The organism is Streptomyces sp. SAS_272, from assembly GCF_052543235.1.
In genome coordinates this window covers 1-26,883 of the sequence record NZ_JBMNDR010000041.1, presented here as the reverse complement: position 1 = coordinate 26,883, position 26,883 = coordinate 1, and the positions used below count along the sequence as shown (strand labels likewise).

General features: G+C 73.4%; 19 protein-coding genes and 1 pseudogene. 12 read left to right on the top strand and 8 right to left on the bottom strand.

All coding sequences use genetic code 11. From position 1 onward, the window contains the following. From ACN6LD_RS22895 to ACN6LD_RS22880, 4 genes and pseudogenes are all read right to left on the bottom strand, one after another. A pseudogene (locus tag ACN6LD_RS22895) lies at positions 1-242 on the bottom strand (hypothetical protein); the annotation flags it as partial. A 272-nt stretch (positions 243-514) separates the two neighbouring features. Further along, on the bottom strand, positions 515-1,618 hold the full coding sequence (prfB, locus tag ACN6LD_RS22890) for a peptide chain release factor 2 (protein ID WP_319192936.1): 1,104 nt from the start codon (positions 1,616-1,618) through the stop codon (positions 515-517). Positions 1,619-1,748: 130 nt separating this feature from the next. Then, positions 1,749-2,993, bottom strand: coding sequence for a serine/threonine-protein kinase (locus ACN6LD_RS22885; RefSeq protein ID WP_445044142.1), 1,245 nt, complete (start codon positions 2,991-2,993; stop codon positions 1,749-1,751). Between the two features lie 153 nt (positions 2,994-3,146). Further along, a complete protein-coding gene (locus ACN6LD_RS22880; protein WP_445044141.1) occupies positions 3,147-4,835 on the bottom strand; it encodes a serine/threonine-protein kinase in 1,689 nt (562 codons plus the stop codon). A 392-nt stretch (positions 4,836-5,227) separates the two neighbouring features. On the opposite strand from ACN6LD_RS22880, the gene ACN6LD_RS22875 reads away from it, so the two are divergent. From ACN6LD_RS22875 to ACN6LD_RS22840, 8 genes are all read left to right on the top strand, one after another. Continuing rightward, positions 5,228-8,800, top strand: coding sequence for an FHA domain-containing protein (locus ACN6LD_RS22875; protein WP_445044154.1), 3,573 nt, complete (start codon positions 5,228-5,230; stop codon positions 8,798-8,800). 220 nt (positions 8,801-9,020) lie between these two features. Next, complete coding sequence (locus ACN6LD_RS22870) at positions 9,021-10,397, top strand: ABC transporter substrate-binding protein (protein WP_445044140.1); 1,377 nt, start codon at positions 9,021-9,023, stop codon at positions 10,395-10,397. Positions 10,398-10,466: 69 nt separating this feature from the next. Continuing rightward, a complete protein-coding gene (locus ACN6LD_RS22865; protein WP_319193927.1) occupies positions 10,467-11,750 on the top strand; it encodes a carbohydrate ABC transporter permease in 1,284 nt (427 codons plus the stop codon). 20 nt (positions 11,751-11,770) lie between these two features. Further along, positions 11,771-12,598, top strand: a complete 828-nt coding sequence (locus ACN6LD_RS22860) for a carbohydrate ABC transporter permease (RefSeq protein WP_319193941.1) — start codon at positions 11,771-11,773, stop codon at positions 12,596-12,598. 157 nt (positions 12,599-12,755) lie between these two features. Next, entirely contained in the window at positions 12,756-15,032 is a 2,277-nt protein-coding gene (locus ACN6LD_RS22855) for a bifunctional glycosyltransferase/CDP-glycerol:glycerophosphate glycerophosphotransferase (RefSeq protein ID WP_445044139.1), read from the top strand. A gap of 152 nt (positions 15,033-15,184) precedes the next feature. Further along, the gene (locus tag ACN6LD_RS22850) at positions 15,185-17,431 is read left to right on the top strand and encodes a bifunctional glycosyltransferase/CDP-glycerol:glycerophosphate glycerophosphotransferase (protein WP_319193929.1); all 2,247 of its coding nucleotides are present in this window, start codon (positions 15,185-15,187) and stop codon (positions 17,429-17,431) included. Positions 17,432-17,436: 5 nt separating this feature from the next. Continuing rightward, positions 17,437-19,728, top strand: coding sequence for a bifunctional glycosyltransferase/CDP-glycerol:glycerophosphate glycerophosphotransferase (locus ACN6LD_RS22845; protein ID WP_445044138.1), 2,292 nt, complete (start codon positions 17,437-17,439; stop codon positions 19,726-19,728). 162 nt (positions 19,729-19,890) lie between these two features. Further along, positions 19,891-20,499 (top strand): hypothetical protein, encoded by a 609-nt coding sequence (locus tag ACN6LD_RS22840; RefSeq protein ID WP_319193932.1) that lies wholly within the window; start codon positions 19,891-19,893, stop codon positions 20,497-20,499. Positions 20,500-20,601: 102 nt separating this feature from the next. On the opposite strand, the gene ACN6LD_RS22835 is transcribed toward ACN6LD_RS22840, so the two are convergent. Beyond that, positions 20,602-21,015, bottom strand: coding sequence for an organic hydroperoxide resistance protein (locus tag ACN6LD_RS22835; RefSeq protein WP_319193933.1), 414 nt, complete (start codon positions 21,013-21,015; stop codon positions 20,602-20,604). A 117-nt stretch (positions 21,016-21,132) separates the two neighbouring features. Here ACN6LD_RS22835 and ACN6LD_RS22830 point away from each other — a divergent pair, with 117 nt between their 5' ends. Beyond that, entirely contained in the window at positions 21,133-21,633 is a 501-nt protein-coding gene (locus ACN6LD_RS22830; protein ID WP_319193934.1) for a MarR family winged helix-turn-helix transcriptional regulator, read from the top strand. 197 nt (positions 21,634-21,830) lie between these two features. Here the strand turns inward: ACN6LD_RS22830 and ACN6LD_RS22825 are convergent, their stop codons facing one another. Next, complete coding sequence (locus tag ACN6LD_RS22825) at positions 21,831-23,453, bottom strand: glycosyltransferase family 39 protein (RefSeq protein WP_445044137.1); 1,623 nt, start codon at positions 23,451-23,453, stop codon at positions 21,831-21,833. A 238-nt stretch (positions 23,454-23,691) separates the two neighbouring features. Between ACN6LD_RS22825 and ACN6LD_RS22820 the strand changes: the two genes are divergently transcribed. Next, positions 23,692-23,865, top strand: coding sequence for a hypothetical protein (locus ACN6LD_RS22820; protein WP_445044136.1), 174 nt, complete (start codon positions 23,692-23,694; stop codon positions 23,863-23,865). On the opposite strand, the gene ACN6LD_RS22815 is transcribed toward ACN6LD_RS22820, so the two are convergent. After that, entirely contained in the window at positions 23,852-24,499 is a 648-nt protein-coding gene (locus ACN6LD_RS22815; RefSeq protein WP_319193937.1) for a TetR/AcrR family transcriptional regulator, read from the bottom strand. The two genes, ACN6LD_RS22820 and ACN6LD_RS22815, sit on opposite strands and share 14 nt — an antisense overlap. A 174-nt stretch (positions 24,500-24,673) precedes the next feature. Between ACN6LD_RS22815 and ACN6LD_RS22810 the strand changes: the two genes are divergently transcribed. Together ACN6LD_RS22810 and ACN6LD_RS22805 are read left to right on the top strand one after the other, a co-directional pair. Continuing rightward, positions 24,674-25,591, top strand: coding sequence for an ABC transporter permease (locus tag ACN6LD_RS22810; RefSeq protein WP_319193939.1), 918 nt, complete (start codon positions 24,674-24,676; stop codon positions 25,589-25,591). 1 nt (position 25,592) lies between these two features. Continuing rightward, a complete protein-coding gene (locus ACN6LD_RS22805) occupies positions 25,593-26,444 on the top strand; it encodes an ABC transporter ATP-binding protein (RefSeq protein ID WP_445044153.1) in 852 nt (283 codons plus the stop codon). Positions 26,445-26,529: 85 nt separating this feature from the next. Here ACN6LD_RS22805 and ACN6LD_RS22800 read toward each other — a convergent pair. Then, the coding region (locus ACN6LD_RS22800) for an IS30 family transposase (RefSeq protein WP_445044135.1) at positions 26,530-26,883 on the bottom strand (354 nt) is incomplete at its 5' end.

Sequence of the window (26,883 nt, the reverse complement as noted above, 5' to 3'; positions counted from 1 at the left end):
GTCGTACCCGTGGTGCCGGTAGTGCCCGTGGTGGCCGGGTCACAGTCGGGAGTGGTGGCGATGTCGCACGGGTCGCCACCCGGGTTCGGGTCGTCGGGACCGCCCACGGTCTCGACGAGGCCGCTGAGGCCGCCGTCGTTGCCGGTGGCCGAGGCGACGCCCGCCACCGTCAGCGAGGCGCCCGCGGCGATCACGGCGCCCGCGGCTATGCGCGCGACCCGGATACGCGTCTTCTTGGTCATAAGGTTGCTACCCCCAGTAGCTGAATCGTCGATGAGGCCGCGCCGGGGGCTGTGATCGACGGGGGTAGCTGAGATCTAGCTGAAACCCCCCGGTTCACATGCGCCCCGGAGATACGCATGCCACACTGCACCCTCCCCATTTTTCAAAGCAGCGTCAAGGGCGTTGCGTACGCAATGTCCAAGTCGGGGCGCTTTGCGTGATGTTGGTGCTGTGAATGTGACGTAAAAAGCAAACCGCCCCTGAATCAGGGGCGGTTACCGTGTCGACAAACCTACTTCTCCTGCTGCTTGCGCCAGCGAATTCCGGCTTCCAGGAACCCGTCGATCTCACCGTTGAACACGGCCTCGGGGTTGCCGACCTCGAACTCGGTGCGCAGGTCCTTGACCATCTGGTACGGGTGCAGGACGTAGGAACGCATCTGGTTGCCCCACGAACTGCCGCCGTCCTTGAGGGCGTCCATCTTGGCCCGCTCCTCCTGGCGCTGACGCTCCAGCAGCTTGGCCTGGAGGACGTTCATCGCCGTCGCCTTGTTCTGGATCTGCGACCGCTCGTTCTGACAGGAGACGACGATGCCGGTGGGGAGGTGGGTCAGGCGCACCGCCGAGTCGGTGGTGTTGACGCCCTGGCCGCCCGGACCGGACGAGCGGTACACGTCCACGCGCAGTTCGGACTCGTCGATCTCGATGTGGTCGGTCTGCTCGACCACGGGGAGGATCTCGACGCCCGCGAAAGAGGTCTGGCGGCGACCCTGGTTGTCGAACGGCGAGATGCGCACGAGACGGTGCGTGCCCTGCTCCACGGAGAGCGTGCCGTAGGCGTACGGCACCTGCACGGCGAAGGTGGTCGACTTGATGCCGGCCTCTTCGGCGTACGACGTCTCGTAGACCTCGGTCTTGTACCCCTTCTGCTCCGCCCACCGCAGATACATGCGCTGCAGCTTCTCGGCGAAGTCGGCCGCGTCGACGCCGCCGGCCTCGGCGCGGATGTTGACGAGCGCCTCGCGGGCGTCGTACTCCCCGCTGAGGAGCGTGCGCACTTCCATCTCGTCGAGCGCCTTCTTGACGGAGGTGAGCTCGGTCTCGGCCTCCGCGAGGGTGTCCGGGTCGTCCTCCTCCTGGGCCATCTCGAACAGCACGGCGAGATCGTCGATCCGGCCGCGCAGTGTGTCGGCCTTCCTGACCTCGGCCTGGAGGTGGGAGAGCTTGCTGGTGATCTTCTGCGCCTCGTCCGGGTTGTCCCACAGGGACGGCGCGGCCGCCTGCTCCTCGAGCACGGCGATGTCTGCCCTCAGCTTGTCGAGGTCCAGAACGGCCTCGATCGACTCCATGGTCGAGGAGAGGGACTTGAGCTCTTCGGATACATCGACGACTGCCACGCCTCCAGCCTAACGGACCCGGCATCCGGGCCCGTCCGGGCTTGACGTCCCGGCCGGTCCTGCGGTCGCGGACGAGCCCCTCCGGGCCGCAGCGAGGGTCGCCCAGACGGCGGCCCCCGGCGTCACGGGGTCACGGGGAGGCCGGCGCCGAGTTCTTCGTGTCCTGCGGGGTGGCTCCCGCGTCGTCTCCGGAGGTGGCCGCCCACGTCCCGATTCCGGCCGCCGCGACCAGCGCCGCCGCCACGCTCAGCGTGATGCGCCGGCGCCGGGCGGCGGAACGGTTCCGTGCCGAGCCGGGACGCGGCGCCCCGGCGGCCCTCGGCACCCGCGCCGTGCCGTGCGCCCCGCCCGCCAGCTCGTCCGGCGCGGGCACCCGCATCGACGTGTGGGTGTCCCGGTTGGAGTCCGGCTTGGCGCCCGGCACCAGCGGGACCGAGCCCCGTCGCTCCCGCCGGGCGGAGGCCGACGGGGCGGACGCGGCAGGCGTGAGGTCGTCCGGTTCGCCGCCCTCCGGCTCGGTGTCCTGCTCGTCCACGTCCAGCGGAGGCATCCCGGCAAGCGACGGCAGCTGCTCGCGCAGCCGGGCGGCCAGCTCCGACGCCCGCAGCCGGGACGCCGGCGCCTTCGCCAGGCACTGCACGATCAGCTGCCACAACTCGTCCGGAATGCCGGGGAGCGGGGCGACGGACTCCGTCACATGGCGGCGCAGCACCGCGCCCGGGTGGCCGCCGCCGAACGGGGTGAAGCCCGCCAGCAGCTCGTAGAGCACCGTCGCCAGCGCGTAGATGTCGACGGAGGCACGGGGCGGCAGGCCCTCCACGATCTCGGGCGCCAGATAGTCCGGCGTGCCGATGATCTTGGTGGCGCGAGTCCGTTTGGGGGTGTCGATCAGTTTCGCGACGCCGAAGTCGGTCAGCAGCGCACGGTGCGAGCCGCCGGGGCCGAGCGGGCCCTGCATGTCGAGGAGCACGTTCTCCGGTTTGACGTCGCGGTGCACGACCCCGGCCGCGTGGGCGGCGGCCAGCCCTTCGGCGACGTCCGCCACGATCGCCACGGCGGCCTCCGGCGCGAGCCGCCGTTCGCGTTCGAGGCGGGTGCGCAGGTCGGTGCCGCGGACCAGGTCCATGACGAGCGCCAGGTCGTTCCCGTCGACCACGAGGTCGCGGACGGACACCACATGGGGGTGCTCCAGGCCGAGCAGCGCGGTGCGCTCCTGCACGAAGCGCCCCACGAGCTCCTCGTCGGAGGCGAGGTCCTCGCGCAGCAGCTTGACGGCGACGGGCCCCTCCGGTCCCTCGCCCAGCCACACCGTGCCGGCGCTGCCCCGTCCCAGGATCTGGTGGGCGGTGTACCGGCTGCCGATCTTCCGTGCCAAGGCTGCTCCTACAGACGCGTGTTGCCCATCAAAGTACGCGTCCTGAGAGCCAACCTTCACCGCGGAGACGGAAATCACCCGCCGGATGTCGACAAGTCCACAGACTCATGGCGCGCACGGCACTCACGGGCGGGCTCGGAGCCTGCGGGACGGTCAGCCGGTTCCGCTTCCGCCGGAGCTCGACCCCAGCTCGCCGATCCAGCCGGTGATGTCGTGGAACCAGCCGCTGATGAGCTTCCAGTAGCTCTGCCCCGTGCCGATCCAGTCCTGCAGCGGGGTCAGCTCCCAGACCAGCCAGCCGGCCACGAACAGGATGACGATCGTGAACAGGCAGCCCTTCAGACAGCCCAGCCCGGGGATCTTCATCGGGTTGGCGCCGCGCTGCCGGGGCTCGCGCGGCTGCCGGGGCTCGGCCTGCGGCCGCTGGCGCGGCTGCTGCTGGGGCGTGGGCGCCGGCGCGTAGCGCTGGGGCTGCTGCTGGGGTTGCTGGGCCGGCGCGTACTGCTGCTGCGGCGGCTGCCCCGGGTACCCGTAGCCGGCCTGCGGCTGGGGCCGCTGCTGCTGACGCTGTGGGGGCCGCTGCTGCTGGTAGGGCTGCTGGGGCTGGCGGGACACCTGCCGCTGGGGACGGCGGCGCAGCGGGTCCTCGCCCGGGTCGAGGTACTGCTGGACCTGGGTCTGCTCGTTGCGGTCGCGGGCGCCCTGCATCTGGGTCTGCCAGGGGTGCGGCTGCTCGGGCGGCTGCGCCGGCCCGCCGTACTGGCCCGGCGGCACCGGCGGCAGGACGGCCGTCGGGTCGGCCGCGCCCTGCGGACCGTCCGTGTGGGGCAGGACGGCGGTGGGGTCGGCGGCGCCGGCCGGACCGCCGGTGTGCGGCAGGACGCTGGTGGCCGCGTTCGGGTCGTAGCCGCCGCCCGGGACGGAAGCGGGCGCCGGGTCGGGCGCGAGCACATGCCCGACGCCTTCCGCCGCGGCGATCTGCAGGGAGTTGGCGTGCACGCCGATGCCCTCGGCGACGATCCGCAGCCCGCGCGCGAGGTTCTCGGCGCTCGGACGGTCGTCGGGGTTCTTGCGCAGACAGCGCTCGATGACCGTCCAGAGCGGGTCGGGGACCGTGGAAGGCCGGCGCGGCTCGGCGTTCAGGTGCTGGTGCAGGACCTCGAGGGCGGAGCCGCCGGAGAACGGCGGACGGCCGGTGACCAGCTCGTACAGCAGGATGCCGGCGCCGTAGATGTCGACGGCCGAGGTCTGCGGGCGGCCCTCGGCGGACTCCGGGGCCACGTACGCGGGCGTGCCGACGAACTCGCTGGTCCGGGTCAGGCCCGGGGAGTCGGCGAGGCGCGCGATGCCGAAGTCCGTGAGCAGCGGGTGCATCTGCCCGCCGTTCTGCATCATCAGGACGTTGGCGGGCTTCAGGTCGCGGTGCACGACGCCGTCGGCGTGGCTGGCGGCGAGCGCGTCGGCGACCTGCGCGGTGAGCAGGGCGGCGGCGACGGGCGTGAAGGGGCCGTTCTCGCGCAGATAGCGGTGCAGGTCGGGGCCGTCGACGAGGTCCATGACCAGCGCCAGCAGGTCGCCCTCGACGACCAGGTCACGGACCCGGACGATGTTCGGGTGGGTCAGGCGCAGCAGCACGGACCGCTCCCGCAGGAAGCGCATCACGACGTCGGGGTCGTTCGCGAGCTCCTCCTTGAGGACCTTGATCGCGACGGTCTCCCCGGGCTGGCCGGCCACGGCCGCCTCGGCGCCCGCGGTCTCGCGCTGGCGGGCTCGCCAGACGGTGCCCGTGGCGCCGCGTCCGAGCGGCTCCTCGAGCAGGTACTTGCTGCCTACCGGCCGCACGTCATGCGCTCCCTGCTGCTTGCTTGCCAGTCCTGCCAGTCCCGCCAGTTCCGCCGATCCGCCGGACTTCCCGTCCCGCTCGGCTGTCCTGCCGGTGTTCCGACCCACTGTAGTGCCGCGGTGCGGACACCGGGCTGTCGTCGCATTTCGAAGGAAAGACGTTTTGCCCGGTCGTCTTGGTTGCCCGAGCCGGACGTGACCGATCTCAACTGATCATCGGCGAGGCACTTGTCCGGCACTTTTGCGGGCAGAGCCGACCAATCAAGATCACTTGTCCCCGGCTGGTGGGCGCGTTGTCAGTGACAGGTGCGAGGATGCCTGCAGTACTGGCCGCTGTGCTCGTGTGGGGTGGGGGGAAGCCCGCGCCCGTGCAGAAGGGATCGCTGACGGCGATGCAGATCCGGCTGACCGTCGTAGACCCGCAGGGCCCGCCCGGCCCGCCTGCCGACGTCCGGGCCCGGGCCGCGAGCTGCGACGTACTGGTCACCGCTCCCGCCGGCACGGCTCTGGCCGAGGTGGCGTCCGCGCTGGCCTCCGCCGTCTGCGGGGAGGGCTCCGCTTCGTCTCCGTCCGCCGCGGCGGTCGTGCTGTACGCGGGCGTGGAGCGGCTCGACGGCCGGCGGTGCACTCTCGGCGAGCCCCCGCTGATCGACGGCGCGGTGCTGTCCCTGGGCGCGCCGGCCGATCCCGAGCCGCATCCCGAGGTCGACGAGGCCCCGGCCCGCCTGCACGTGGTGGCCGGGCCGGACGCGGGCGGGGTCCATCTGCTGCACGGCGGCCAGGTCCGGGTGGGCCGTTCGGCCGACGCCGACATCCCTCTGGACGACCCGGACGTCTCCCGTCTGCACTGCACGGTGACGCTCTCGGCCGACGGCCGGGTCACGGTCGCCGATCTCGGCTCCACCAACGGCACCGCGCTGGACGGCACGCGCGTGCAGGACCGCCCCGTGCGCCTCGCTCCCGGAGCCCTGCTGCGGGTCGGCGAGTCGGCCCTGCGGCTGGCCCCGCCCGGCGGCCCGGGCCCCCGGGTGGCGACCACGCCGGACGGCGAAGGACACGTACGGGTGCCCTGCGGGGACACGGCGGCCGACCCCACGGCCGGGCCTTCGGACGGCGCGCCCACGGGCCTGGCGGGGCCGCTGAGCCCGGCGGGGCCGACCGGACCGTCCGGCCGCGCCGAGTCCGCCGGACCGACCGGCGCGACCGGCCACGCGTACGGCACCGCGGACCGGAGCGCCTCCGGGGAGGCCCGCGGCGAACGGCTGCGGGGGGCCCGGGAGATCCCCCTCGCGTCCCATGTCGTGCCGGGCCAGGGCGCGGCGCCGCGCATCGAGAGCCGGCTCGCCGGCGACGGATCCACCCGCGCGGCGGGCGAGGGATCCGCCGCCACCCACGGCGGCCACGCGGGCCTCGGCTCGTTCACCGCCGCGCACGACGAGGACGCCCGCGGACCGCACACCGCCCACCCCGCGGCCGCCGACGCCGGCACCGGTGTCGGCCCGCGGCACGACTCCCGCTCGTCCGACGGCCCCTCCTCCCCCCTCGGTGACGCGCCCGGCGGGCCCGGAGAGGTCGACCCCGCCGGCGCCGGCCGCAAGGGCACCCCCCTGCGCGGCACCGACGTCCCCGCGGGCGTGCGCCGACGCGGAGGCCTCTCCGCCTGGGCGCGGCGGCTGGCGGGAGGCCGCGGCGGCGGGCAGGACAACGAGACCGCCGCCGGCGCGCCCGGCGAGGAGACGGCGGCGGCCGAGGACCGGCCTTCGGCCGCCGTGCCCGCCGCGCCCGAGACCTGGCCGGACCCGGCGGCGCTGCTGCTGACGGCGCTGGGCCCGGGCCCCCGGCTCTGGGAGCGCGGGCCGGGGCACCCGGAGACGCTCACCGTGCGGCTCGGCACGGCTGACCGGCCGGCGCCCGACGGCTCGGGACTGCTGCCCGCGGTGCCGGTCACGGCGGACCTGCGCGAGGTCGGCGCGCTCGGCCTGGCCGGGCCGCGACCGCGGCTGTCCGGGCTGGCCCGCGCGGTGCTGGCCCAGCTCGCCGCGCTGCACTCCCCCGACGCCCTGGAGATCGTCCTGATCAGCACGGACCGGGCGCGTTCCGAGGCGGAGCGCGCCGCCGAGTGGTCCTGGCTGGGCTGGCTGCCGCATCTGCGCCCCGGGCACGGACAGGACTGCCGGCTGCTCCTCGCCTACGACCGCGACCAGGCCGCGGCCCGCGCCGACGAACTCCTGCGCCGGCTGGAGGACTGCCTCGCCGACGGCGCGGGCGGGACGGGCGGGACGGGCGGCCCTCGCGCCGCCGTCCCCGGTCAGACGCCCCCGCCGCGGGACGCGGCCCGCCGCCCCTCCTGGGCCGTGGCGGACGATCCGGCCGACGGCGGCTTCCCCGGCCCGTACACGGTGGTCGTGGTGGACGGCGACCCCGGCGGCGCCGACCTGCGGCAGGCGGTGGCACGGCTGGCGGCGGCCGGACCGCGCGCCGGGATACACGTGGTCTGCCTGGCCGAGACCTCCGCCGCCTCCCCCTCCTCACCGGTGACCGACACCTACGAGGCGGCCTGCGCGGCGGCGCCCACGTTCCGCGCGTGCGGGGCGGTCGCCCTGCTCAGCGGAGACGTGGCGACGGCGCTGCGGCTGCTGCGGGTCGCGCCGGCCGGAGCACGGACGGAGCGGCCCGGCCCGGTGGGACCGGGCACGGTCGGCGCGGTGGACGCGGTCTCCGCGGCCTGGGCCGAACGCTTCGCGCGGGCGCTGGCGCCGTTGCGTCCGGACGGCGCGGGGGTGGGCGACAGGCACCCGCGGGTGTCCGCGCCGCTGCCGCCTTCGGCCCGGCTGCTGGACGAGCTGGGTCTCGCCCGGGCGACGCCCGCCTCCCTGATGGCCCGCTGGGCGGACGCGGCCGACGACGCCACCGCGCTGGGCGGACGGGTGCGGGCGGTGCTCGGCGCGGGCCCGCGCGGCCCGGTCGGGGTGGACCTCGTGGCCGACGGCCCGCATGTGCTGATCGAGGGGCCGGGCGGCAGCGGGCGCACCGAGCTGCTGCGGGCGTTCGTCGCCTCGCTGGCCGCCGCCGAGCGGCCCGAGCGGCTCGGCGTGATCCTGCTGGACGGCCGCGACACCGTCGGCAAGGGCAGCGCCGGCGACGGCCTGCGGGTGTGCACGGACGTCCCGCACGTCAGCGCCCATCTCACCGCCAACGACCCGGTCCGCATGCGGGAGTTCGCGCAGTCGCTGAGCGCCGAGCTGAAGCGGCGGGCCGAGCTGCTGGGCCGCTCCGACTTCGCGGAGTGGCACACGCACCGCGCGGTCTCCGGCCGTATCGTGCCGCAGCGCACGCCGGGAGCGTCCCCGGCCGGGACGGGCGCGGGCGCCGCCGATCTGGACACCCCGCCCAGCTCGACGCTCCGGCTGCGCCCGGGGGCGGCCGCCCGACAGCGGACCGAGACGCCGTCTCCGCTGCCCCGCCTGGTGGTCGTCGTCGACGATCTGGACGCGCTCGTCTCCCCCGCCCTGGGTTCCCCGGGCCGGCCCGCCGCCGGCTCGGTGATGCGCGCGCTGGAGGCGGTGGCCCGCGAGGGCGAGCGGCTCGGCGTCCACCTGGTGGCCGCGGCCGGGCCCGGCGGCCGTACCGCGGAGTCCGAGCCGGCCCGCCGCGCCACCGTGCGCATCACCCTCGAGGCGCCGGGTTCCGGCCCGGACGAACCGGCGCCGGGCCGTGGCCGCCTCCACGGCGCGGACGGCCGTCCGACGCCCTTCCAGGGCGGCCGTGTCACGGGCCGTATCCCCCGCACGGCGACCCTGCGCCCCACCGTGGTCCCCCTGGACTGGCGGCGCATGGGCGATCCGCCCACCCGTAGACCGGTGCGGGAACTGGGCAACGGCCCCACCGACCTGGCGCTCCTGGCCAGCGCCCTCGAGCGGGCGGCCGGCCGGCACACCGCCCGGTCCAGTCCGTCGGGGGTGTGAGGACGGTCCAGCCCGTCGGGGGTGTGCGGAGAGGGACCGTCGGGGGGGGTGCGGACCGGCCGCCGGGGCCCCGCCCCGCGCACGGCACTCACGATCACGACGCGGTCACGATCCCCCGCTTGACAGCGGGGGCGCTCTTGCCGACCCCCAGCACCCGGCGTAGACCAGTTGCCACGGGACAGCGCTCAACGTTCGACGACGAACGAAGAACGGGGCAGTGATGCGCACTACGAGCAACACCATCCGGACACGCAGGAGCGTGAGGGCGGCGGCCACGCTCCTGGCGGGGGCCCTGGCGCTCTCGCTCAGCGCCTGCGGAAGCGACGACGACAAGAGCAGCGACGGCGGCACCACGGCCGGGGAGACCGGCGCCTCCGTCACCCTTCCCAAGCTGGACGGCAAGAGCCTGGAGGTGGCCGCCGTCTGGACCGGCGCCGAGCAGGCCAACTTCAAGAAGGTCCTCGCGGAGTTCGAGAAGCGGACGGGCGCCAAGGTCACCTTCGTGCCCGCCCAGGACCCGATCGTCAACTTCCTCGGCTCGAAGGTCGCGGGCGGGCAGCCGCCGGACGTCGCGATGCTCCCGCAGCCGGGCGCCATCAAACAGGCGGTGGACAAGGGGTGGGCGAAACCGCTGGGCGCGGCGGCCCTGAAGGAGCTGCAGAAGAACTACTCGCAGGGCTGGCAGGACATCGGCAAGGTCGGCGGCAAGCAGTACGGCGTCTACTACAAGGCCGCCAACAAGTCGCTGATCTGGTACAACGCCAAGGTCTTCGAGAACGCCGGGGCTTCGGAACCCAAGACGTGGAACGAGCTGCTCACCACCGCGCAGACGGTCTACGACTCCGGCGTCACACCGTTCTCGGTCGGCGGCGCCGACGGCTGGACCCTGACCGACTGGTTCGAGAACGTCTATCTCTCGCAGGCGGGCCCGGAGAAGTACGACCAGCTGGCCAAGCACCAGATCAAGTGGACGGACCCGTCCGTGAAGGCCGCGCTGACGACACTGGCGCAGGTCTGGGGCAAGAAGGACTACATCGCCGGCGGCGCGGCGGGCGCGCTGCAGACGGACTTCCCGACGTCGGTGACGCAGACGTTCTCCGGCGGCGACCAGCCCAAGGCGGCCATGGTCTACGAGGGCGACTTCGCGCAGGTCAACATCGTGCAGGCCGGTGCGAAGGTCGGCACGGACGCGAAGGTGTTCCCGTTCCCCGCGGTCGGCGGCAGCTCGCCGGTGGTCTCCGGCGGCGACGCGGCGGTGATCCTGAAGGACTCCGAGGCGGCCCAGGCACTGGCCACCTTCCTGGCCTCGCCGGAGGCGGCGACCATCCAGGCGAAGCTGGGCGGCTACCTCTCGCCGAACAAGAACGTGCCGGAGTCGGCGTACCCGAACCCGGTGCAGCAGAAGATGGCCAAGTCGCTGATCGCGGCCGGCGACGACTTCCGCTTCGACATGTCCGACCAGGCCCCGCAGGCGTTCGGCGGGACCCCCGGCAAGGGCGAGTGGAAGGCGTTGCAGGACTTCCTGAAGAACCCGACGAACGTGGCAGGCACCCAGGCGACCCTGGAGTCGGGCGCGGCCGCGGCGTACGGGAACTGACGCGGCGTGACGACGCCCGCGAAGGCGGGGGCTCCCGGAGCCCCCGCCCCTCCTCGCCCGCGCAGGAGCGTGACCGGCACCCGCAGGACCGTGGCGGCGCTGTTCCTGCTGCCCGCCCTCGTGCTGCTCGGCGCGCTCGTGGTCTACCCGATCGGGTACTCGGTCGTGCGCAGCTTCTACGACCAGTCCGGCGACGGCTTCGCCGGAGTCGACAACTACAAGGCCCTCTTCACGGACGACGGCATCCGCACCGCCCTGAAGAACAACGTGATCTGGGTGGTGTTCGCGCCGACGATCGCGACCGCGCTCGGTCTGATCTTCGCGGTGCTGACCGAACGGGTGCGCTGGGGCACCGCGTTCAAGCTGGTCGTCTTCATGCCGATGGCGATCTCGATGCTCGCCGCCGGCATCATCTTCCGGCTGGTCTACGACCAGGACCCGGACAAGGGCGTCGCCAACGCGGTGTGGGTGGGCGTGCACGACACGTTCGCCGAGGCGTCGGCGTTCCCGAAGGCGCACCCGGGCCGCGACTCGCCGCTGCGGCCGGAGAAGGGCGGCGCCTTCGTCACCAGGTCGGCGGTGCGCGCCGGCGACCCGGTCGCGCTGCCCCTGGTCGGCGTCGCGCCCGACCAGATGCCGGGCGGCGCGAAGGGGGCCGTGGCGGCGCGGCCCGAGCCGGGGAAGGTCACGGGCACCGCCTGGCAGGACTTCACCCGCGGCAAGGGCGTCGGCACGCTCGGCGTCCCCGATCCGTCCGAGCTGGGCTACACCGGGATGAGGATCGAGGCGGTGAAGGACGGCAAGGTCGTCGCCTCGACGAAGGCCGCCGCCGACGGCACCTTCACCCTTCCGGCCGCGGCCGACGGCGCCGTGCTGCGGCTCCCCGCGAGCAACTTCACGGAGGCGTACGCCGGTGTGGACTGGCTCGGCCCCTCGCTGGTCACGCCGGCGATCATCGGCTCGTACATCTGGATGTGGGCGGGCTTCGCGATGGTGCTGATCGCGGCCGGACTCGCCGGGGTGCCGCGCGAGCTGCTCGAGGCGGCACGCGTGGACGGCGCAAGCGAGTGGCAGGTGTTCCGCAGGGTCACCGTCCCGCTGCTCGCGCCGGTCCTCGCGGTCGTCACCGTCACCCTGATGATCAATGTGCTGAAGGTGTTCGACCTGGTCTTCATCATCGCCCCCGGTTCGTCGCAGGACGACGCGAACGTGCTCGCCCTGGAGCTGTACCGCAAGGGCTTCTCCGAGGACCAGCCCGGCGTCGCCAGCGCGATCGCGGTGTTCCTGCTGCTCCTGGTGATCCCGGTGATGTGGTTCAACGTGCGGCGGCTGCGACGGGAGGTGCGACGGTGACGAAAGGACTCGCCTGGGTCATGGAGAAGCTCAACGGCGGGCTGGTCCGCGCCTTCCTGATCGTCGTCGGCCTGTTCTGGCTGGTGCCGACCGTGGGGCTGCTGATCTCCTCGCTGCGGCCCCCCGAGGAGATGAGCGCCAGCGGCTGGTGGGAGGTGTTCGCCAAGCCTTCCCAGCTGACCTTCGACAGCTATCAGAAGCTGCTGGAGAACGGCGACATCACCGACTCCCTCGTCAACACGGCGCTGATCACGGTGCCGGCGACGGTCCTGGTGGTCGTCATCGGCTCGCTCGCGGGATACGCCTTCGCGTGGATGGAGTTCCCCGGCCGCGACTGGTGGTTCCTGGGCGTCGTGGGGCTGCTGGTGGTGCCGGTGCAGGTGGCGCTGATCCCGATCGCCGAACTGTTCGGCAAGATCGGCCTGTTCGGGTCGATCATGGGCGTGGTGCTGTTCCACGTCGGGTTCGGGCTGCCCTTCGCGGTGTTCCTGCTGCGGAACTTCTTCGCGGAGATCCCGCGCGAGCTGCTGGAGGCGGCGCGTCTCGACGGGGCGGGCGAACTCCGGCTGTTCGCACGGGTCGTGATGCCGCTCGGCGGGCCGGCGATCGCGTCGCTGGCCATCTTCCAGTTCCTGTGGGTGTGGAACGACATGCTGGTCGCGCTGGTGTTCAGCGACGCCGGCAGCCAGCCGATCACGGTCGCCCTGCAGACCCAGGTACGGCAGTTCGGCAACAACATCGACGTGCTGGCGCCCGGCGCGTTCGTCTCGATGGTGATCCCGCTGGCCGTCTTCTTCGCGTTCCAGCGGCAGTTCGTGTCGGGGGTGATGGCGGGCGCGGTCAAGTAGCCGCGAACGGCAGGGCGGACCGGTCAGTGTCACCGCTCCGCCCTGCTCCGTTCACCCGAAATTCCCCCGTATGCCACAGAAACCGTAACCACGTCACTCCATCGGCCGTTTCCGGGCAAGGCCCTGTCTACCGCCCGCGCCGACCCATGGATGTCCCTTGCCCAGGTTCAGTGTCATCGTTCCCGCGTACAAGGTTCAGGCGTACCTGCACGAGTGCCTCGAGTCGGTGCTGTCCCAGTCCTGTGCCGATCTGGAACTGATCGCCGTCGACGACTGCTCGCCGGACGCCTGCGGCGAGATCATCGACGAGTTCGCGGCCAGGGACGCGCGGGTGCGCGCCGTGCACCTGCCGGAGAACGTGGGTCTGGGGCGGGCCCGCAACGCGGGCCTGGAGCAGGCGACCGGCGACTATCTGGTGTTCCTCGACTCCGACGACACGCTCACCCCGGGCGCGCTGCACGCGATCGCCGACCGGCTGCGGGAGACGGGCGAGCCGGACGTCCTCGTGTACGACTACGCGAGCACGTACTGGACGGGTGAGTCGCTCCGCAACAAGTTCGCCGAGCAGCTCGGCGAGGAGGGCCCCGCCCCGTTCCGGCTGGCGGACCGTCCCGGGCTGCTGCGGGTGCTGATGGTGGCCTGGAACAAGGCCTACCGGCGGGAGTTCGTCGAGGACGTGGGCCTGGTCTTCCCGCCCGGCTACTACGAGGACACCCCGTGGACGTATCCGGCGCTGCTGTCGGCGACGTCGATCGCGACCCTGGACCGGGTCTGCGTGCACTACCGCCAGCGCCGCCGGGGCAACATCCTGTCCACCACGAGCCGGGGCCACTTCGACGTCTTCGAGCAGTACGACCGGGTCTTCGCCTTCCTCGAGGAGCACCCCGAACTCGCCGACTGGCGGCCGGTGCTGTTCCGCCGCATGGTCGACCACCTCTCGACGGTGTTCACCAAGCGCGACCGCCTGCCGCGTGGCTCGCGCGCCGAGTTCCTGCGCAGGGCCCGCGCCCACTACCGCCGTTACCGCACGCCGGGCGTCTCGGTCCCGTTGCGCTCGCGGCTGCGGCACACCCTGGTCCACTTCGGCGTGCACCGCGTGTACCGGGCGCTCCAGGCGTCCATGACCGTGCGCCGGCGCACGCACAAGGCCGTGTCGAAACTCGCCCGCGCCCTGAAGGCGGCCGTCCTGCAAGCTCATTACCGGGTGCAGCTGCGGTTGCCGCTGCGCGCCGACCGCGCCGTGTTCGCCGCCTACTGGGGCCGCGGGCACAGTTGCAACCCGGGTGCGCTGGAGGCCGCGTTCCGCACCTTCGCACCGCAGGTGCGCACGGCATGGGTGGCCCGCCCCGAGCACCGGGGAGCCGTCCCGCCGGGGCCGCGCCAGGTGCGCCCCGGCACGGCCGCCTACTGGACGGCGCTGGCCCGCTCCAAGTACCTCGTCAACAACGTCAACTTCGACCGGCGGCTGGTCAAGCGACCTGGCCAGGTCTTCGTGCAGACCCAGCACGGCACCCCCCTCAAGCACATGGGCCTGGACCTCCAGGAGCGCCCGGCGGCCGCACGTGACATGGACTTCGCGGAGCTGCTGCGGGGCGTCGACAAATGGGACTACGTCCTGTCGGCGAACCGCCACACCACCCTCACCTGGGAGCGGGTCTACCCGGGCCGCTACGAGACCCTCGAGTACGGCTATCCCCGCAACGACGTCCTCCTGCGGGCGACCGGTGCGGACGTGGCCCGGCTGCGCGAGTCGCTGGGCATCCCCCGCGGCACGGTCGCCGTGCTGTACGCGCCCACCCACCGCGACTACCGCCGCCTCCAGCGCTGCCACCTCGACCTGGAGCGCGTCATGCGCCGGCTGGGCCCGCGCTTCGTCATCCTGGCCCGGGCCCACTACTGGCAGGAGAGCCCGCTCGAGCGCGGCACGCCCGGCGTCATCGACGTCAGCGACCACCCGAGCGTGGAGTCCCTCTGCCTGGCCTCGGACGCCCTGCTCACCGACTACTCGTCCCTCATGTTCGACTACGCCAACCTGGACCGCCCGATCGTGATCCACGCCGACGACTGGGAGGCGTACGAGGCGGCTCGCGGCACCTACTTCGACCTGCGGTCCTTCCCGCCGGGCGCGGTGGCCCGCAGCGAGGACGAGCTGATCGACATCTTCACGACCGGGCACTGGCGCGGCTCCCGCTCGGCGCAGCTGCGGGCCGCGTTCCGCGAGCGGTTCTGCCCGCACGACGACGGACGCGCCGCCGAGCGCGTCGTACGGCGGGTGGTGCTGGGCGAGACGGCCGTGCCGCCGGCCGTGCCGCTCTCCGAGCGCCGTCCGGCGCCGTCCGCGGCGCAGTCGGAGGCGCCCGCCCCGTCGGGGCGTCCGCCGCTCGCCACCGTGCCGCATCCCTCCGGTCCGCCGGCCGTCACCGAACGCCGCTGAACGCCGTTCCCCCACCGGGAGTCCCCATGCCCACCGGCTCGTCGCGGCCGACCCCGACCCGGCCCTCCACCTGGCGCCCGACCGGACGCCCCGGCCGGGTCCGTACGGCCTGAGCATCAGGCACCTCACCGAGCAGACGGAGAAAGAGCAGCATGCCCCGCTTCAGCATCATCGTCCCGTCCTACGGGGACGGGGGTCCCCCCGGCCGAGTGGATACGCGGCTGGGGGAGGGCCGGCTGTCCCTGGCGCTGGACTCCGTGCTCGCCCAGTCCTTCGGCGATCTCGAGCTGATCCCGGTCGCCGACGCGCCCGACGCCGTGGCCGCGGGCACCGCCGCCGGGTACGCGGCGCGCGACTCCCGGGTGATTCCCGTGCAGGCGCCGCCCGCATCGGGCCGCGCCGGCGTCCGCAACGCCGGGATGCGGGCGGCGACCGGCGCGTACGTGCTGTTCCTCGACGGCGACGACACCCTCGCCCCCGGCGCCCTGGCCGCGCTGGACGCCCGGCTTGCCGAGACCGGCGACGTGGACGTCCTGTACGCCGAGCACGAGCGCGTCCACTGGTGGGAGGGCGGTTCGGACGGTCCGGCGGCCGCGCTGCCCGCGCGGACGCCCGACGGCGCCTTCGCACCCGACGAGGCCCCCCGGCTCACCGGGCTGCTGCTCCCGGTGTGGGGCACGCTCTACCGGCGTTCCTTCCTCGTCGAGCATCGGCTCGCCTTCCCCGAGGGGCGCTTCACGGACGTCGGTTTCGGCGGCCTGGTCACCGTGCACGCGAGCCGGGTGGCCGTGACGCGTTCGGTCGTCGTGCGGCATCTGCTGCGGCGTCAGGGCGACCCGCTGAACCTGCCGGGCGAGCACCATCTCGAACTGCTCGACCAGGCCGGGCTGGTGCTGACCGGGGCGGCCGAGCGCGGGCTGTCCGAGGACCGGTCGGGCGCGCTGTTCGACCAGCTCTTCGCGGCCGTCCTGAAGACCGCCGCGCACCCGGCACGGCTGCCGGGGCGCAGCCGCCGGGCCTTCTTCCGCGGCGCGCGCAGGCTGTACCGGCGTCACCGCCCGGCCGGTCACCGCAGGCCGGCCGGGAGCCTCGGGGTGCAGCACCGACTGCTGGCGGCAGGGGCGTACACGGCGTTTTGGGCGTTGCGCGGCGCCAACCGGAAGGCGTCGTCGGCCGCCCGGCGCGTCCCGCGCGCGCGGGGGCTGCGCACCCGCCTGTACTACCGGCGTCAGCTGCGCCGCCGCATCGATCCCGGTCTGGCCGTGTACTGCGCCTACTGGGGCCGCGGTTACGCCTGCAACCCGGCCGCGATCCACGCCAAGGCCGCCGAACTCGCCCCGCACATCCGCTCGGTGTTCCTCGTCGAGGCCGACCGGGCGCACACCCTGCCGGAGGGCGTCGAGCACGCCGTCATCGGCAGCCGCCGTTACTGGCAGGTGCTGGCCCGCGCCAAGTACCTGGTCAACAACGCGAACTTCGAAGGGGCCGTCGTCAAACGCCCCGGCAGCGTGCACCTGTCGACGCAACACGGCACGCCGCTGAAGAAGATGGGCGTCGAGCAGGCCGAGCATCCGGTGGTCGCCGCCGCCACCGGCAGCTTCGAGCGCCTCCTCGGACGGGTCGACCGCTGGGACTTCAACCTGAGCTCGAACCGGTTGTCCACCGAGGTGTGGGAGCGGTCCTTCCCCTCCTCGTACGAGATGCTCGAGTACGGCTATCCGCGCAACGACGTCTACTACACCGCGTCGGCGGACGACGTGCGCCGCGTCCGCCGGCGGCTCGGCGTCCCGGAGGGCCGCATCGCGGTCCTGTACGCGCCCACCCACCGCGACCACGACGCCGGTTCCGACTCCCGGCTCGACCTCGGGGCGCTGTGCGACGCCCTGGGGGACGACTTCGTGATCCTGCTGCGCGCGCACTACTTCTACGACGACGACCGGGCCCGCCCGCGCGACGAGCGGATCATCGACGTCACGGCGCACCCCTCGTCCGAGGACGTCTGTCTCGCAGCGGACGCCCTCGTCACCGACTACTCGTCGATCGTCTTCGACTACGCCAACCTCGACCGGCCGGTCGTCGTGTACGCCGACGACTGGGACGTGTACCGCGAGACGCGCGGCGTCACCTTCGACTTCCCGGGCTCCCCGCCCGGGCCGGTCGCCCGCACCCCGCAGGAGCTGGCCGAGGTGTTCCGCTCCGGCCGCTGGGCCGACGCGGAGGCGGACGAGCTGCGCGCCCGGTTCCGCGCCCGCTTCTGCGAGTTCGACGACGGACGCGCCGCCGAGCGCGTCGTGCGCCGGGTGCTGCTCGGGGAGCCGGCCGAGCGCATCGAGCCCGCCGTTCCGCTCGCCCGGCGCACGCCCGCGCCCGCCGCCGTGACGACCTCTTCGAGGAGCTGACCTTCGTGCCCCGCTTCAGTGTCATCGTCCCCGTCTTCAAGGTGCAGGGCTTCCTGCGCGAATGCCTCGACTCCGTGCTCGGCCAGTCGTTCGACGACCTCGAGGTGATCGCCGTCGACGACTGCTCGCCCGACGGCTGCGGTGCGATCCTCGACGAGTACGCGGCGCGCGACCCACGGGTCAAGGCCGTCCACCTGCCGGAGAACGTCGGCCTGGGCCGTGCCCGCAACGCCGGCCTGCCGCACGCCACCGGTGACTACGTCCTGTTCCTGGACAGCGACGACCGCTACACGCCCGGGCTGCTGCGGGCGGTCGCCGACCGGCTCGACGCGACCCGCGACCCCGACATCCTGGTCTTCGACCATGTGCGCACCCACTGGTGGGGCCGCGCGGGCCGCAGCGACGCTGCGGGACTCCTCGAACAGGCCGGCGCCGAAACCTTCGACGTCCGCCGCTCCCCCGAGTACCTGCGGCTGTTCCTGGTCGCCTGGAACAAGGCCTACCGCCGGGACTTCTTCCTCGGGCACGGCTTCCAGTACCGGCCGGGGCTGTACGAGGACGCGCCCGTCACCTACCAGACCATGGTCACCGCGGAGCGGATCGCCTGTCTGGACCGGGTGGGCGTGGAGTACCGGCAGCGGCGGCAGGGCGCGATCACCCGCACCCCCGGGCGCAGGCACTTCGACATCTTCGAGCAGTACGAGGGCCTGTTCGCCTTCCTCGCCGAACGGCCCGGCCTCGACTGGGCGCGGCCGCTGCTGTTCGAACGGGCCCTGGACCACATGCTGTTCGCCGTGGCCCGCCCCGAACGCGTGCTGCACGGCGACCGCAAGGAGTTCTACCGGCACATCCGGGCCTTCTACCGGCGACATGTGCCGCCCGGGTTCACGCCGCCGCCGGACAGCCGCCGGGCGGAGATCCGGCTGCTGGCCCTCGTCCCCCACCATCGCGCCCACCTCGGTCTCGGTCTGTGGCGACGCGGCGGCAAGGCGGCCGCACGCACGGCGAGCCGGCTGCGCGCCCTGGTCGCCCGGCACGCCAAGCGATCCTGGTACCGCGTCCAGCTGCGGCGGCCGCTCGACCCGCGGCTCGCCGTGTACTCCGCCGGACACAGCCGCGCCGTGAACGGCGACCCGCGGGCGATCCACGCCAGAGCCGCGGAACTGGCGCCGCAGGTGCGGGGCGTGTGGGTGGTGCACCCCGACGCCCTGGACCAGGTGCCGCAGGGCGTCGAGTGCGTGACGACGGGGTCCTGGCGCTACTACCGGGTGATGGCGCGTGCCGCGCACTGGTTCAACGACTGCAACTGGGCCGGCGACCTGGTCAAACGGCCGGGCTCGGTGCATGTGCAGACACACCGCGGCACGCCGTTGAAGCACATGGCGCTGGACCTCCTCGACCGTCCGGGCGCCCGGCACGGCACCAACGTGCGCGGCATGCTCCGGCGCAGCGACCGGTGGGACGTCAGCCTGGTCGCGAACCGGCACTCCGAGGAGGTCTGGCAGCGCGCCTACCCCTGCCACTTCGCGTCGGTGCGCAGCGGCAGCCCGCGCAACGACGTCCTGGTGAGCGGCGGGGGCGGGCGCGCCGCCGAGCTGCGCGAACGGCTCGGCGTCGACGCCCGCGAGACCGTCGTCCTCTACGCGCCGACCCTGCGCGACTACCGCAGGGGCCGGCACGACTGGCGGGTCGACCTGGAAGCGCTGACCGCGTCTCTCGGCCCCGGGCACCGGCTGCTGGTGCGCCTGCACCCGAGTCTGGCCCGGCATCACGAACGGGCGCTGGTCCTGCGCGACCTGCACCGGCGCGGCGCGCTGACGGACGTCACGGACGAGCCGCACGTCGAGGACGTCCTGCTGGCCGCCGACGCCCTGGTCACCGACTACTCGGCACTGATGTTCGACTACGCGGTCCTGGACCGGCCGATCGTGATCCACGCCGACGACTGGGCGGCCTTCCGGGCGACCCGGGGCGCCTACTTCGACATCACCGCCGAGCCGCCGGGACACGTCACGCGCTCCGACGAGGAGCTGGCGAAGGCGTTCACCTCCGGCGCCTGGCGGGACGAGGAGTCGGCCCGGCTGCGCGCGGCGTTCCGGGAGCGGTTCTGCGAGTACGACGACGGGCGGGCCGCGGAGCGCGTCGTCCGGCGGTTCCTGCTCGGCGAGCCGCCGGAGGCGACGGCGGCCGGCGGCACAGGCGACGGCGCGAGTGACGGCGACGGCCGGGAGGCGGGCGGGGTCGTCCGGATCCCGAGGGCCCTCGACCGCTCGGCGCGCCGGCCGCAGCTGCGCTGACCCCCGGCCCGTCGGGCAGGTGGAGAACGGCAGGCGCGGGGGCCTGTCACCGGCCCGGACGCCGTCTCCGCGGGCCGCGCCGCGCCGCCGCCGCGGTCACGGGCATCCCCCGTGCGGCCTAGCCGCCGAGAACAACGCGCCGGGAGAGGGAAGGCGCGTGGCATGCGCCCCACTGTCCGCACCCCCTGGCCCCTGACGCCCTACCGGTTCGCCGTCGTCCTGCTCTGGACGGCGATGTCCCTCGCGTACTGGCACGATCCGCTGAGCCGCACGGCGGCGGCGGGCCCGTTCCACCTGCTGGTGCTGCTGACCGGCGTCGGCCGGTTCGCACGCGTGCTGACGGGCCGGCCCTGGGCGGCGGCTCTGGGCCTGGTCGCCATGGCCCTGGTCTGGCGCGGACACCTCGGCTGGACGGCGTCCGCCGGCGACCTCGGTCACCCCTCGACGCTCGCCGTGGGGCTCGCCTTCTGGGTCTGGGCCTCGACGGCCGCGCGCGCGGGGGCGGTGCGCTGCCGGGTCCGCTATCTCGGCCCGAGCGGCCTCAGGAGCTGCTGGGGGTACGCGTGGCTGGGCGCGCTGTACGGGCTGATCCTGCTCGTGGACCCGGTCGCGTGCGCCGCGGCGGGCGTCGGGGCGGCGGCGATCGTCGTCGGCTGGGAACGCGAGCGGCGGGCCGCCGTGTGGGGCCGGTGGGCGCTCACCGCGGCGGTGCCGCTGGCGCTCGCGTGCTGCGGACCGTACGCCGGGGTCGTGCCCGGGGGGCCCTGGTGACGCGGCCGCCCGCACCGGACGAACGCGGAGCGGCCCCCGGAGGGAGCGGGACCGCTCCGCCCGAGGGCCGCCTGACGCCCGGGGCCCGGCGGCCCCTGGGGACTACTCGATGACGAGCTCGACCGGGACGTTGCCGCGGGTGGCGTTGGAGTAGGGGCAGACCTGGTGGGCCTGCTCGACGAGCTTGCGGCCGGTCTCCTCGTCCACCCCGTCGGGCAGCTCGACGCGCAGGGTCACCTTGAGCGCGAAGCCCTCGCCCTGCTTGCCTATGCCGACCTCGGCGGTCACGGCGGCGTCGCTGACGTCCACCTTCGCCTGGCGGCCGACGAGGCCGAGGGCGCTGCCGAAGCAGGCGGCGTAACCGGCGGCGAAGAGCTGCTCCGGGTTGGTGCCCTGACCGTTGCCGCCCAGCTCCGCGGGCATGGCCAGCGCCAGGTCGATCTTGCCGTCGGAGGAGACGGCGCGGCCCTCACGGCCGTGGGTGGCGGTGGCGACAGCGGTGTAGAGCGCGTCCATGGAATCCATCCCTCTCAGGTCGATCCGGCGGCCCGGTCCGGCCGCCTCACATCCAGAATTAGAGCACACAATTCAATTGGGCACAACCAAATAGCGCGTAAGGGCTACCCTGGAGACATGACCGCCCCACCGCCACCCGCCGGCCACGAGAACGCCACGGCGAACTGGCTCCGCCTGGACAGCCAGATCTGCTTCTCCCTGCACGCCGCTTCGCGCGCCTTCAACGGCGTCTACCGCGTGATCCTCAAAGACCTCGGGCTCACCTACCCGCAGTACCTGGTGATGCTCGTCCTCTGGGAGCAGGGCACGCTGCCCGTCAAGCGGCTGGGCGAGCACCTTCGCCTCGACTCCGGCACGCTCTCGCCGCTGCTCAAGCGCCTGGAGGCAGCGGGTCTGGTACGCCGTGAGCGCAGCGCCCGCGACGAGCGCTCGGTGGAGGTGCGGCTGACCGAGGAGGGCGCGGCGCTGCGCGACCGGGCCGTCGAGGTACCGCGCCGGATCGTCACCGCCACCGGCCTCGACCTCGCCGAGATCGGCGAACTGCGCGACCGCCTTGACCACCTCACCAGCGCCCTGGACACAGCGACATCACAGGACGCGACACCGGAGGCCCGCTAGCCGCCCGACCCCTGCGGCACCGCAACGCCGGGCCGCTGAGCACCGGGAGGGGCCGCCGTGCACCGGACACCGGGCGCCGAGCGCCGAGCGCGCCGGAAAAACGCCCGACCCCTGCGGCACCGCAACGCCGGGCCGCTGAGCACCGGTTGGGGCCGCCGTGCGCCGGACGCCGGAAGGACGCTCGATGCGGAGGCCCGCTAGCCATCGGATGCCGGAAGGCCGGCCGGGAGCGGGGGGCCGCCGGCCGGGGACGGGAGGCCGCCGGCCGAGGCCCTGCCCGGCCTGCGGCGGACGTAGAGGCGCAGGGTCACGCCGGACCGCTCACGCTCCCACCGCGGAGTGAACCGCTCCTCCACGGCAACCAGCTTCAGGCGCTCGGTCGGGTCGCCCGGGAACCAGCGTGAGCGCAGCGCGTACGGCTCGGCGACGACCCACAGCCGGTCCACGCCGGCGAGCCTGCGCTGCAGTTCGCGCGGGCCGACCTCGCGGCCGTACAGCGTGCCGGACCGGGCTACGGGCGCTTTCAGCGCCAGATCCCGCGCCCCGCGGAACCCTGCCGGATACGCGAGCGCCGCCCGCCGCCCGAGCGCCGGCAGGAACAGCACCGGGTCGCCGGGACGGACCTCGCGCGCCGCCAGGGCGGCGACGGCGGCGAGGTTGTCGGGGCGGTGCGCGAGCGTGCGGTAGTACCGGTGCAGCGGAAGCAGCTGGACGAAGACGAGCGCCACGGCGAGCACGCCGGCCGCCGTGACGACCCGGGAGCGCGAGGAACGTCCGGCGAGCGCGGCCAGCCGGCACACCACCAGGTCGGCCCCGGCCGCGACCAGCAGCGGCGCCCCCGCCAGGGCATACAGCACGTACCGCTCGTGATACAGCGGCATCACCTGCGAGAACAGCATCAGGAAGGCCGGCGGCACCACCATCACCGGCGCCATGACAGCCGCCGTCCGCCCGGACAGCAGCCCCACCGCCATCAGGGTCACGCAGCACCAGAACACCGCGCCTTCAGGGCCGGCGGTGAAGGCGCGCAGCAGACCTTCGGCGCTCTCCCGGTCCGGCACCGGCAGCCACTCCACCTGACGCGACTGCCTGCGCGACGCCAGCACCAGCGGCAGCAGCACGGCGACCGCTCCGCCGGCCGCGCGCGCCCAGCGCCGCCACACCGCCCGCGGCGACCGCAGCAGCGCCAGCGTGAGCGCGTGGGCGCACAGCACGAGCGCCGCCAGCTCGTGCAGCAGGCACGTCGCGGCGACGACGCCTGCGTACGCCCACCACATCCGCGGGGCGCCGCCGTCCGCCGGCGCCCGCCCCGCGCGTCCGGACCCGCCGTCCGGGGCCCGGCCCGACCCGCCGTCCAGCGCCCGCGCGAGGAGCAGCGTCGCGCCGGCCGCGCCCCCCGCGACCAGCGCGTACGAGCGGCCCTCCTGGGCGTAGTGACCGGTGAGCGGGGTCACCGCGTACAGCAGGCCCGCCCACAGGCCGACCCGGGGCCGGGCCAGCCGCACCCCGAGCGCGGCGACCAGGCCCGCGGCGGCGGCCGCCGCGCACACGGACGGCAGGCGCAGCACGACCTCACCGGGGCGGACGGCGAGGACGGCGTGCATGACGAGGTAGTACAGGCCGTGCACCGCGTCCACCCCGTGCAGCAGGCGCCAGATCTGCGGCACGGTCCGCCGCGCGACCTGGAAGGTGACGGCCTCGTCGCGCCATATGCCCCCGCGATCGAGCCCCCACAGACCGACCGCGAGCATGACGGCCGCCGGAACGGTGACGGCCAGGACCTCGGTACGGCGCGTCGGCCGCGAGCGTGCGCACACCACGGGCCGATTCTGCGCGGCGCGTGCGCCCGTCACGGGGACTGACATCACATGACGTACAGATTAGACCAAAAGCGATATTCATCACTATGACCATCAGCCCTGATGGACACCTTGACGAAGCGTCACCTCCCGGCGGTCGCCGTCACCTGGCTCGCCACCCGCGCCCTGACGTTGCGGCTGCTCGCCCACAGCGCCCTTCCCTCGCGGGGCGGCTTCCGGGTCGCGCGGGACGCGGGAGGTGTGGGGGCTGTACCACCACTGGTACGGCGTCCTCGCGCACGGCGCCTTCCCGGCGCACGACCCGCTGCGGCAGTACCCGCCCGGCGCCGGCCCGGCCCTGCTGTCGCCCGCGCTGCCGCCGGGCGCCCTCGTGGCCGAGGGGCGTGCGACCAAAGGCGTCACAGCGTCTTGATCGCCTCGGCGGTCGCCCGGGCCAGCGATCCCAGGTACCCCTTGGGCAGCTTCGGGCTGCGGATCACCACCGAACGCCAGTAGAGCGGGCCCGAGATCAGGTCGAGCGCCAGCTCCTCGTTCAGCCCGGCACGAACCTCGCCGCGCCGCTCCGCCGCCGCCACGATCTTCAGGGCGACGCCCTCCTGCCCCTCCTTCAGCGCCTTCTGCAGCGCCTCGGCGATGTCGGGGTTGCGGGCCGCCTCGGCCTGCAGGTCGGGGATGATCTGCGAGGCCACCGGGTGGCGCAGCGCCCTGGACGTCACCTCGTACAGCATGCGCAGGTCGCCCTCGAGGCTGCCCGTCTCCGGGGCCGGCAGGCCCTGCACGGCGATCACCGAGACGATGTCGAGGACCAGGTGCAGCTTGGAACGCCAGCGCCGGTAGACCGCGGTCTTGCCCACGCCGGCCCGGCGGGCGATGCCCTCGATGGACATCCGGGCGTACCCGACGGACGCCAACTCCTCGAACACGGCTGCCCGGATGGCTTCCGTCACATCCTCGCGGAGCACGGCCGCGCCCGCGGGGGCCCGGCGGCGCGGGCGCGCCCCGGGTCCGTCGGCGTTCGTCGCGTTCGTCGTCATGCGAACCAGCATAGGGCGTTACGACGAAACGGTTGCGTTCCGACGTCCGATCGGCCTACTCTCACGTTGCGACGATACGGTCCCGTTCCGACGTAAGAAAACGTGAAGAAAAGCGTAAGGAAACGATCGGACGGCTGCGGGAGCCGCCGCCGCCCGAGCCCCCCTCCCCGAGTGAAAGCAGCGGATGTGAGTCAGGTCCTCCACACACCGCCCCGCACGGAGGCCGCGCCCCACGGCGACCTCGCGGCCCTGGCGGCCCGACACGGCCTCACGGTCAGTGGCGCCCGGCCCACGCTGCCGGAGTACATCCGCCAGCTGTGGGCGCGCCGCCACTTCATCACCGCGTTCGCCACCGCCAAGCTCACCACCACCTACAGCCAGGCGAAGCTGGGCCAGGTCTGGCAGGTGATGACCCCGCTGCTGAACGCGGCGGTCTACTACTTCATCTTCGGTGTGCTGCTGAACACCAAGCGGGGCGTGGCGGACTTCATCCCGTTCCTGGTCACGGGCGTGTTCGTCTGGACGTTCACCCAGACCTCGATCATGACCGGCACCCGCGCCATCTCCGGCAACATCGGCCTGGTGCGCGCCCTGCACTTCCCGCGGGCCGCGCTGCCGATCTCGTTCTGTCTGCAGCAGTTGCAGCAGCTGCTGTTCTCGATGGCCGCCCTGGTGTTCATCCTGCTCGGCGTCGGCGTCCCGCCGGCCTTCTCCTGGTTCCTGGTCATCCCGGCCCTGGCGCTCCAGTTCGTCTTCAACGCCGGCGTGTCCATGATCCTGGCCCGGCTGGGCGCCAAGACGCCGGACATCGCGCAGCTCATGCCGTTCGTGCTGCGCACCTGGATGTACATGTCCGGCGTGATGTGGAGCCTCGACAACCTGGTCAAGGCCCACCACGGCATGCCGGCCTGGGTCGCCGACCTGCTCCGGGCCAACCCCGCCGCCGTCTACATCGACCTGATGCGGTTCGCGCTGATCGACACCTTCCACGCGAGCCAGCTGCCCCCGCACGTGTGGCTGGTCGCCACCGGCTGGGCGCTGGTCGCCGGCGTCGGCGGGTTCATCTACTTCTGGAAGGCCGAGGAGACGTACGGACGTGGCTGACATCGCAAACCGCACCGGCACCCGCGACGCCGCCGCCGAGCCGGCCCCCGCGGTCGCCGACGAGCGGACCCCCACGGTCATCGCCGACAGCGTCGACATCGTCTACCGGGTCAACGGCACGGTCGGCGGCAAGGGCAGCGCGACGGCCGCCCTCAACCGCATCGTGCGCCGCAAGCAGGCCGACAAGGCAGCCGGCGTGCGCACCGTGCACGCGGTGAAGAACGTCTCCTTCGTCGCCTACAAGGGCGAGGCGATCGGCCTGATCGGAACCAACGGCTCCGGCAAGTCCACGCTGCTCAAGGCGGTCGCCGGCCTGCTCCCGGTGGAACGCGGCAGGATCTACACGGACGGGCAGCCCTCCCTCCTCGGCGTCAACGCGGCCCTGATGAGCGACCTGACCGGCGAACGCAACGTCTACCTCGGCGGCCTGGCCATGGGCATGACGCGGGAACAGATCAAGGCGCGCTACCAGGAGATCGTCGACTTCTCCGGCATCAACGAGAAGGGCGACTTCATCTCCCTGCCGATGCGCACGTACTCCTCCGGCATGGGCGCCCGGCTGCGGTTCTCCATCGCCGCCGCCAAGGACCACGACGTCCTGCTCATCGACGAGGCGCTGTCCACCGGCGACGCCAAGTTCCGCGGCCGCTCCGCCGAACGCATCCGCCAGATGCGCGAGCACGCCGGCACGGTGTTCCTGGTCAGCCACAGCAACAGCTCGATCCTGGAGACCTGCGAGCGGGCCCTGTGGCTGGAACGCGGCGAACTGCGCATGGACGGGCCCGCGGAGGACGTCATCAAGGCGTACGAGGCCTTCACCGGCGACGGCAAGAAGAAGCCCGCGGCGAAGTAGCCGCAGGCCGCTTCGAACGACACGCGCGAAGGGCGCCCCCGAGCGGGCAGTTTCTAGCGGTCGTTGCAACACGTGGTCGGTGTGTCTAGGCCGCGAGCAGTTTAGACAGGCGCTCGGCTGGGGTTTCCCAGCCGAGCGTTTTGCGTGGACGGCGGTTGAGCTGGTCTGCGACGGCGACAAGGTGTTCGGGGCTGTGGAGGGACAGGTCGGTGCCCTTGGGGAAGTACTGCCGCAGCAGGCCGTTGGTGTTCTCGTTCGAGCCGCGCTGCCAGGGGCTGGCGGGGTCGCAGAAGTAGACCGGGATGTCGGTGGCGATGGTGAACTCGCGGTGGCGTCCCATCTCGCTGCCCTGATCCCAGGTCAGGGACCGCTTCAGGTGCACGGGCAGAGTCTGGACGGTAGCGGTCAGGGCATCACGTACGGTCTCGGCTCCGTGGTC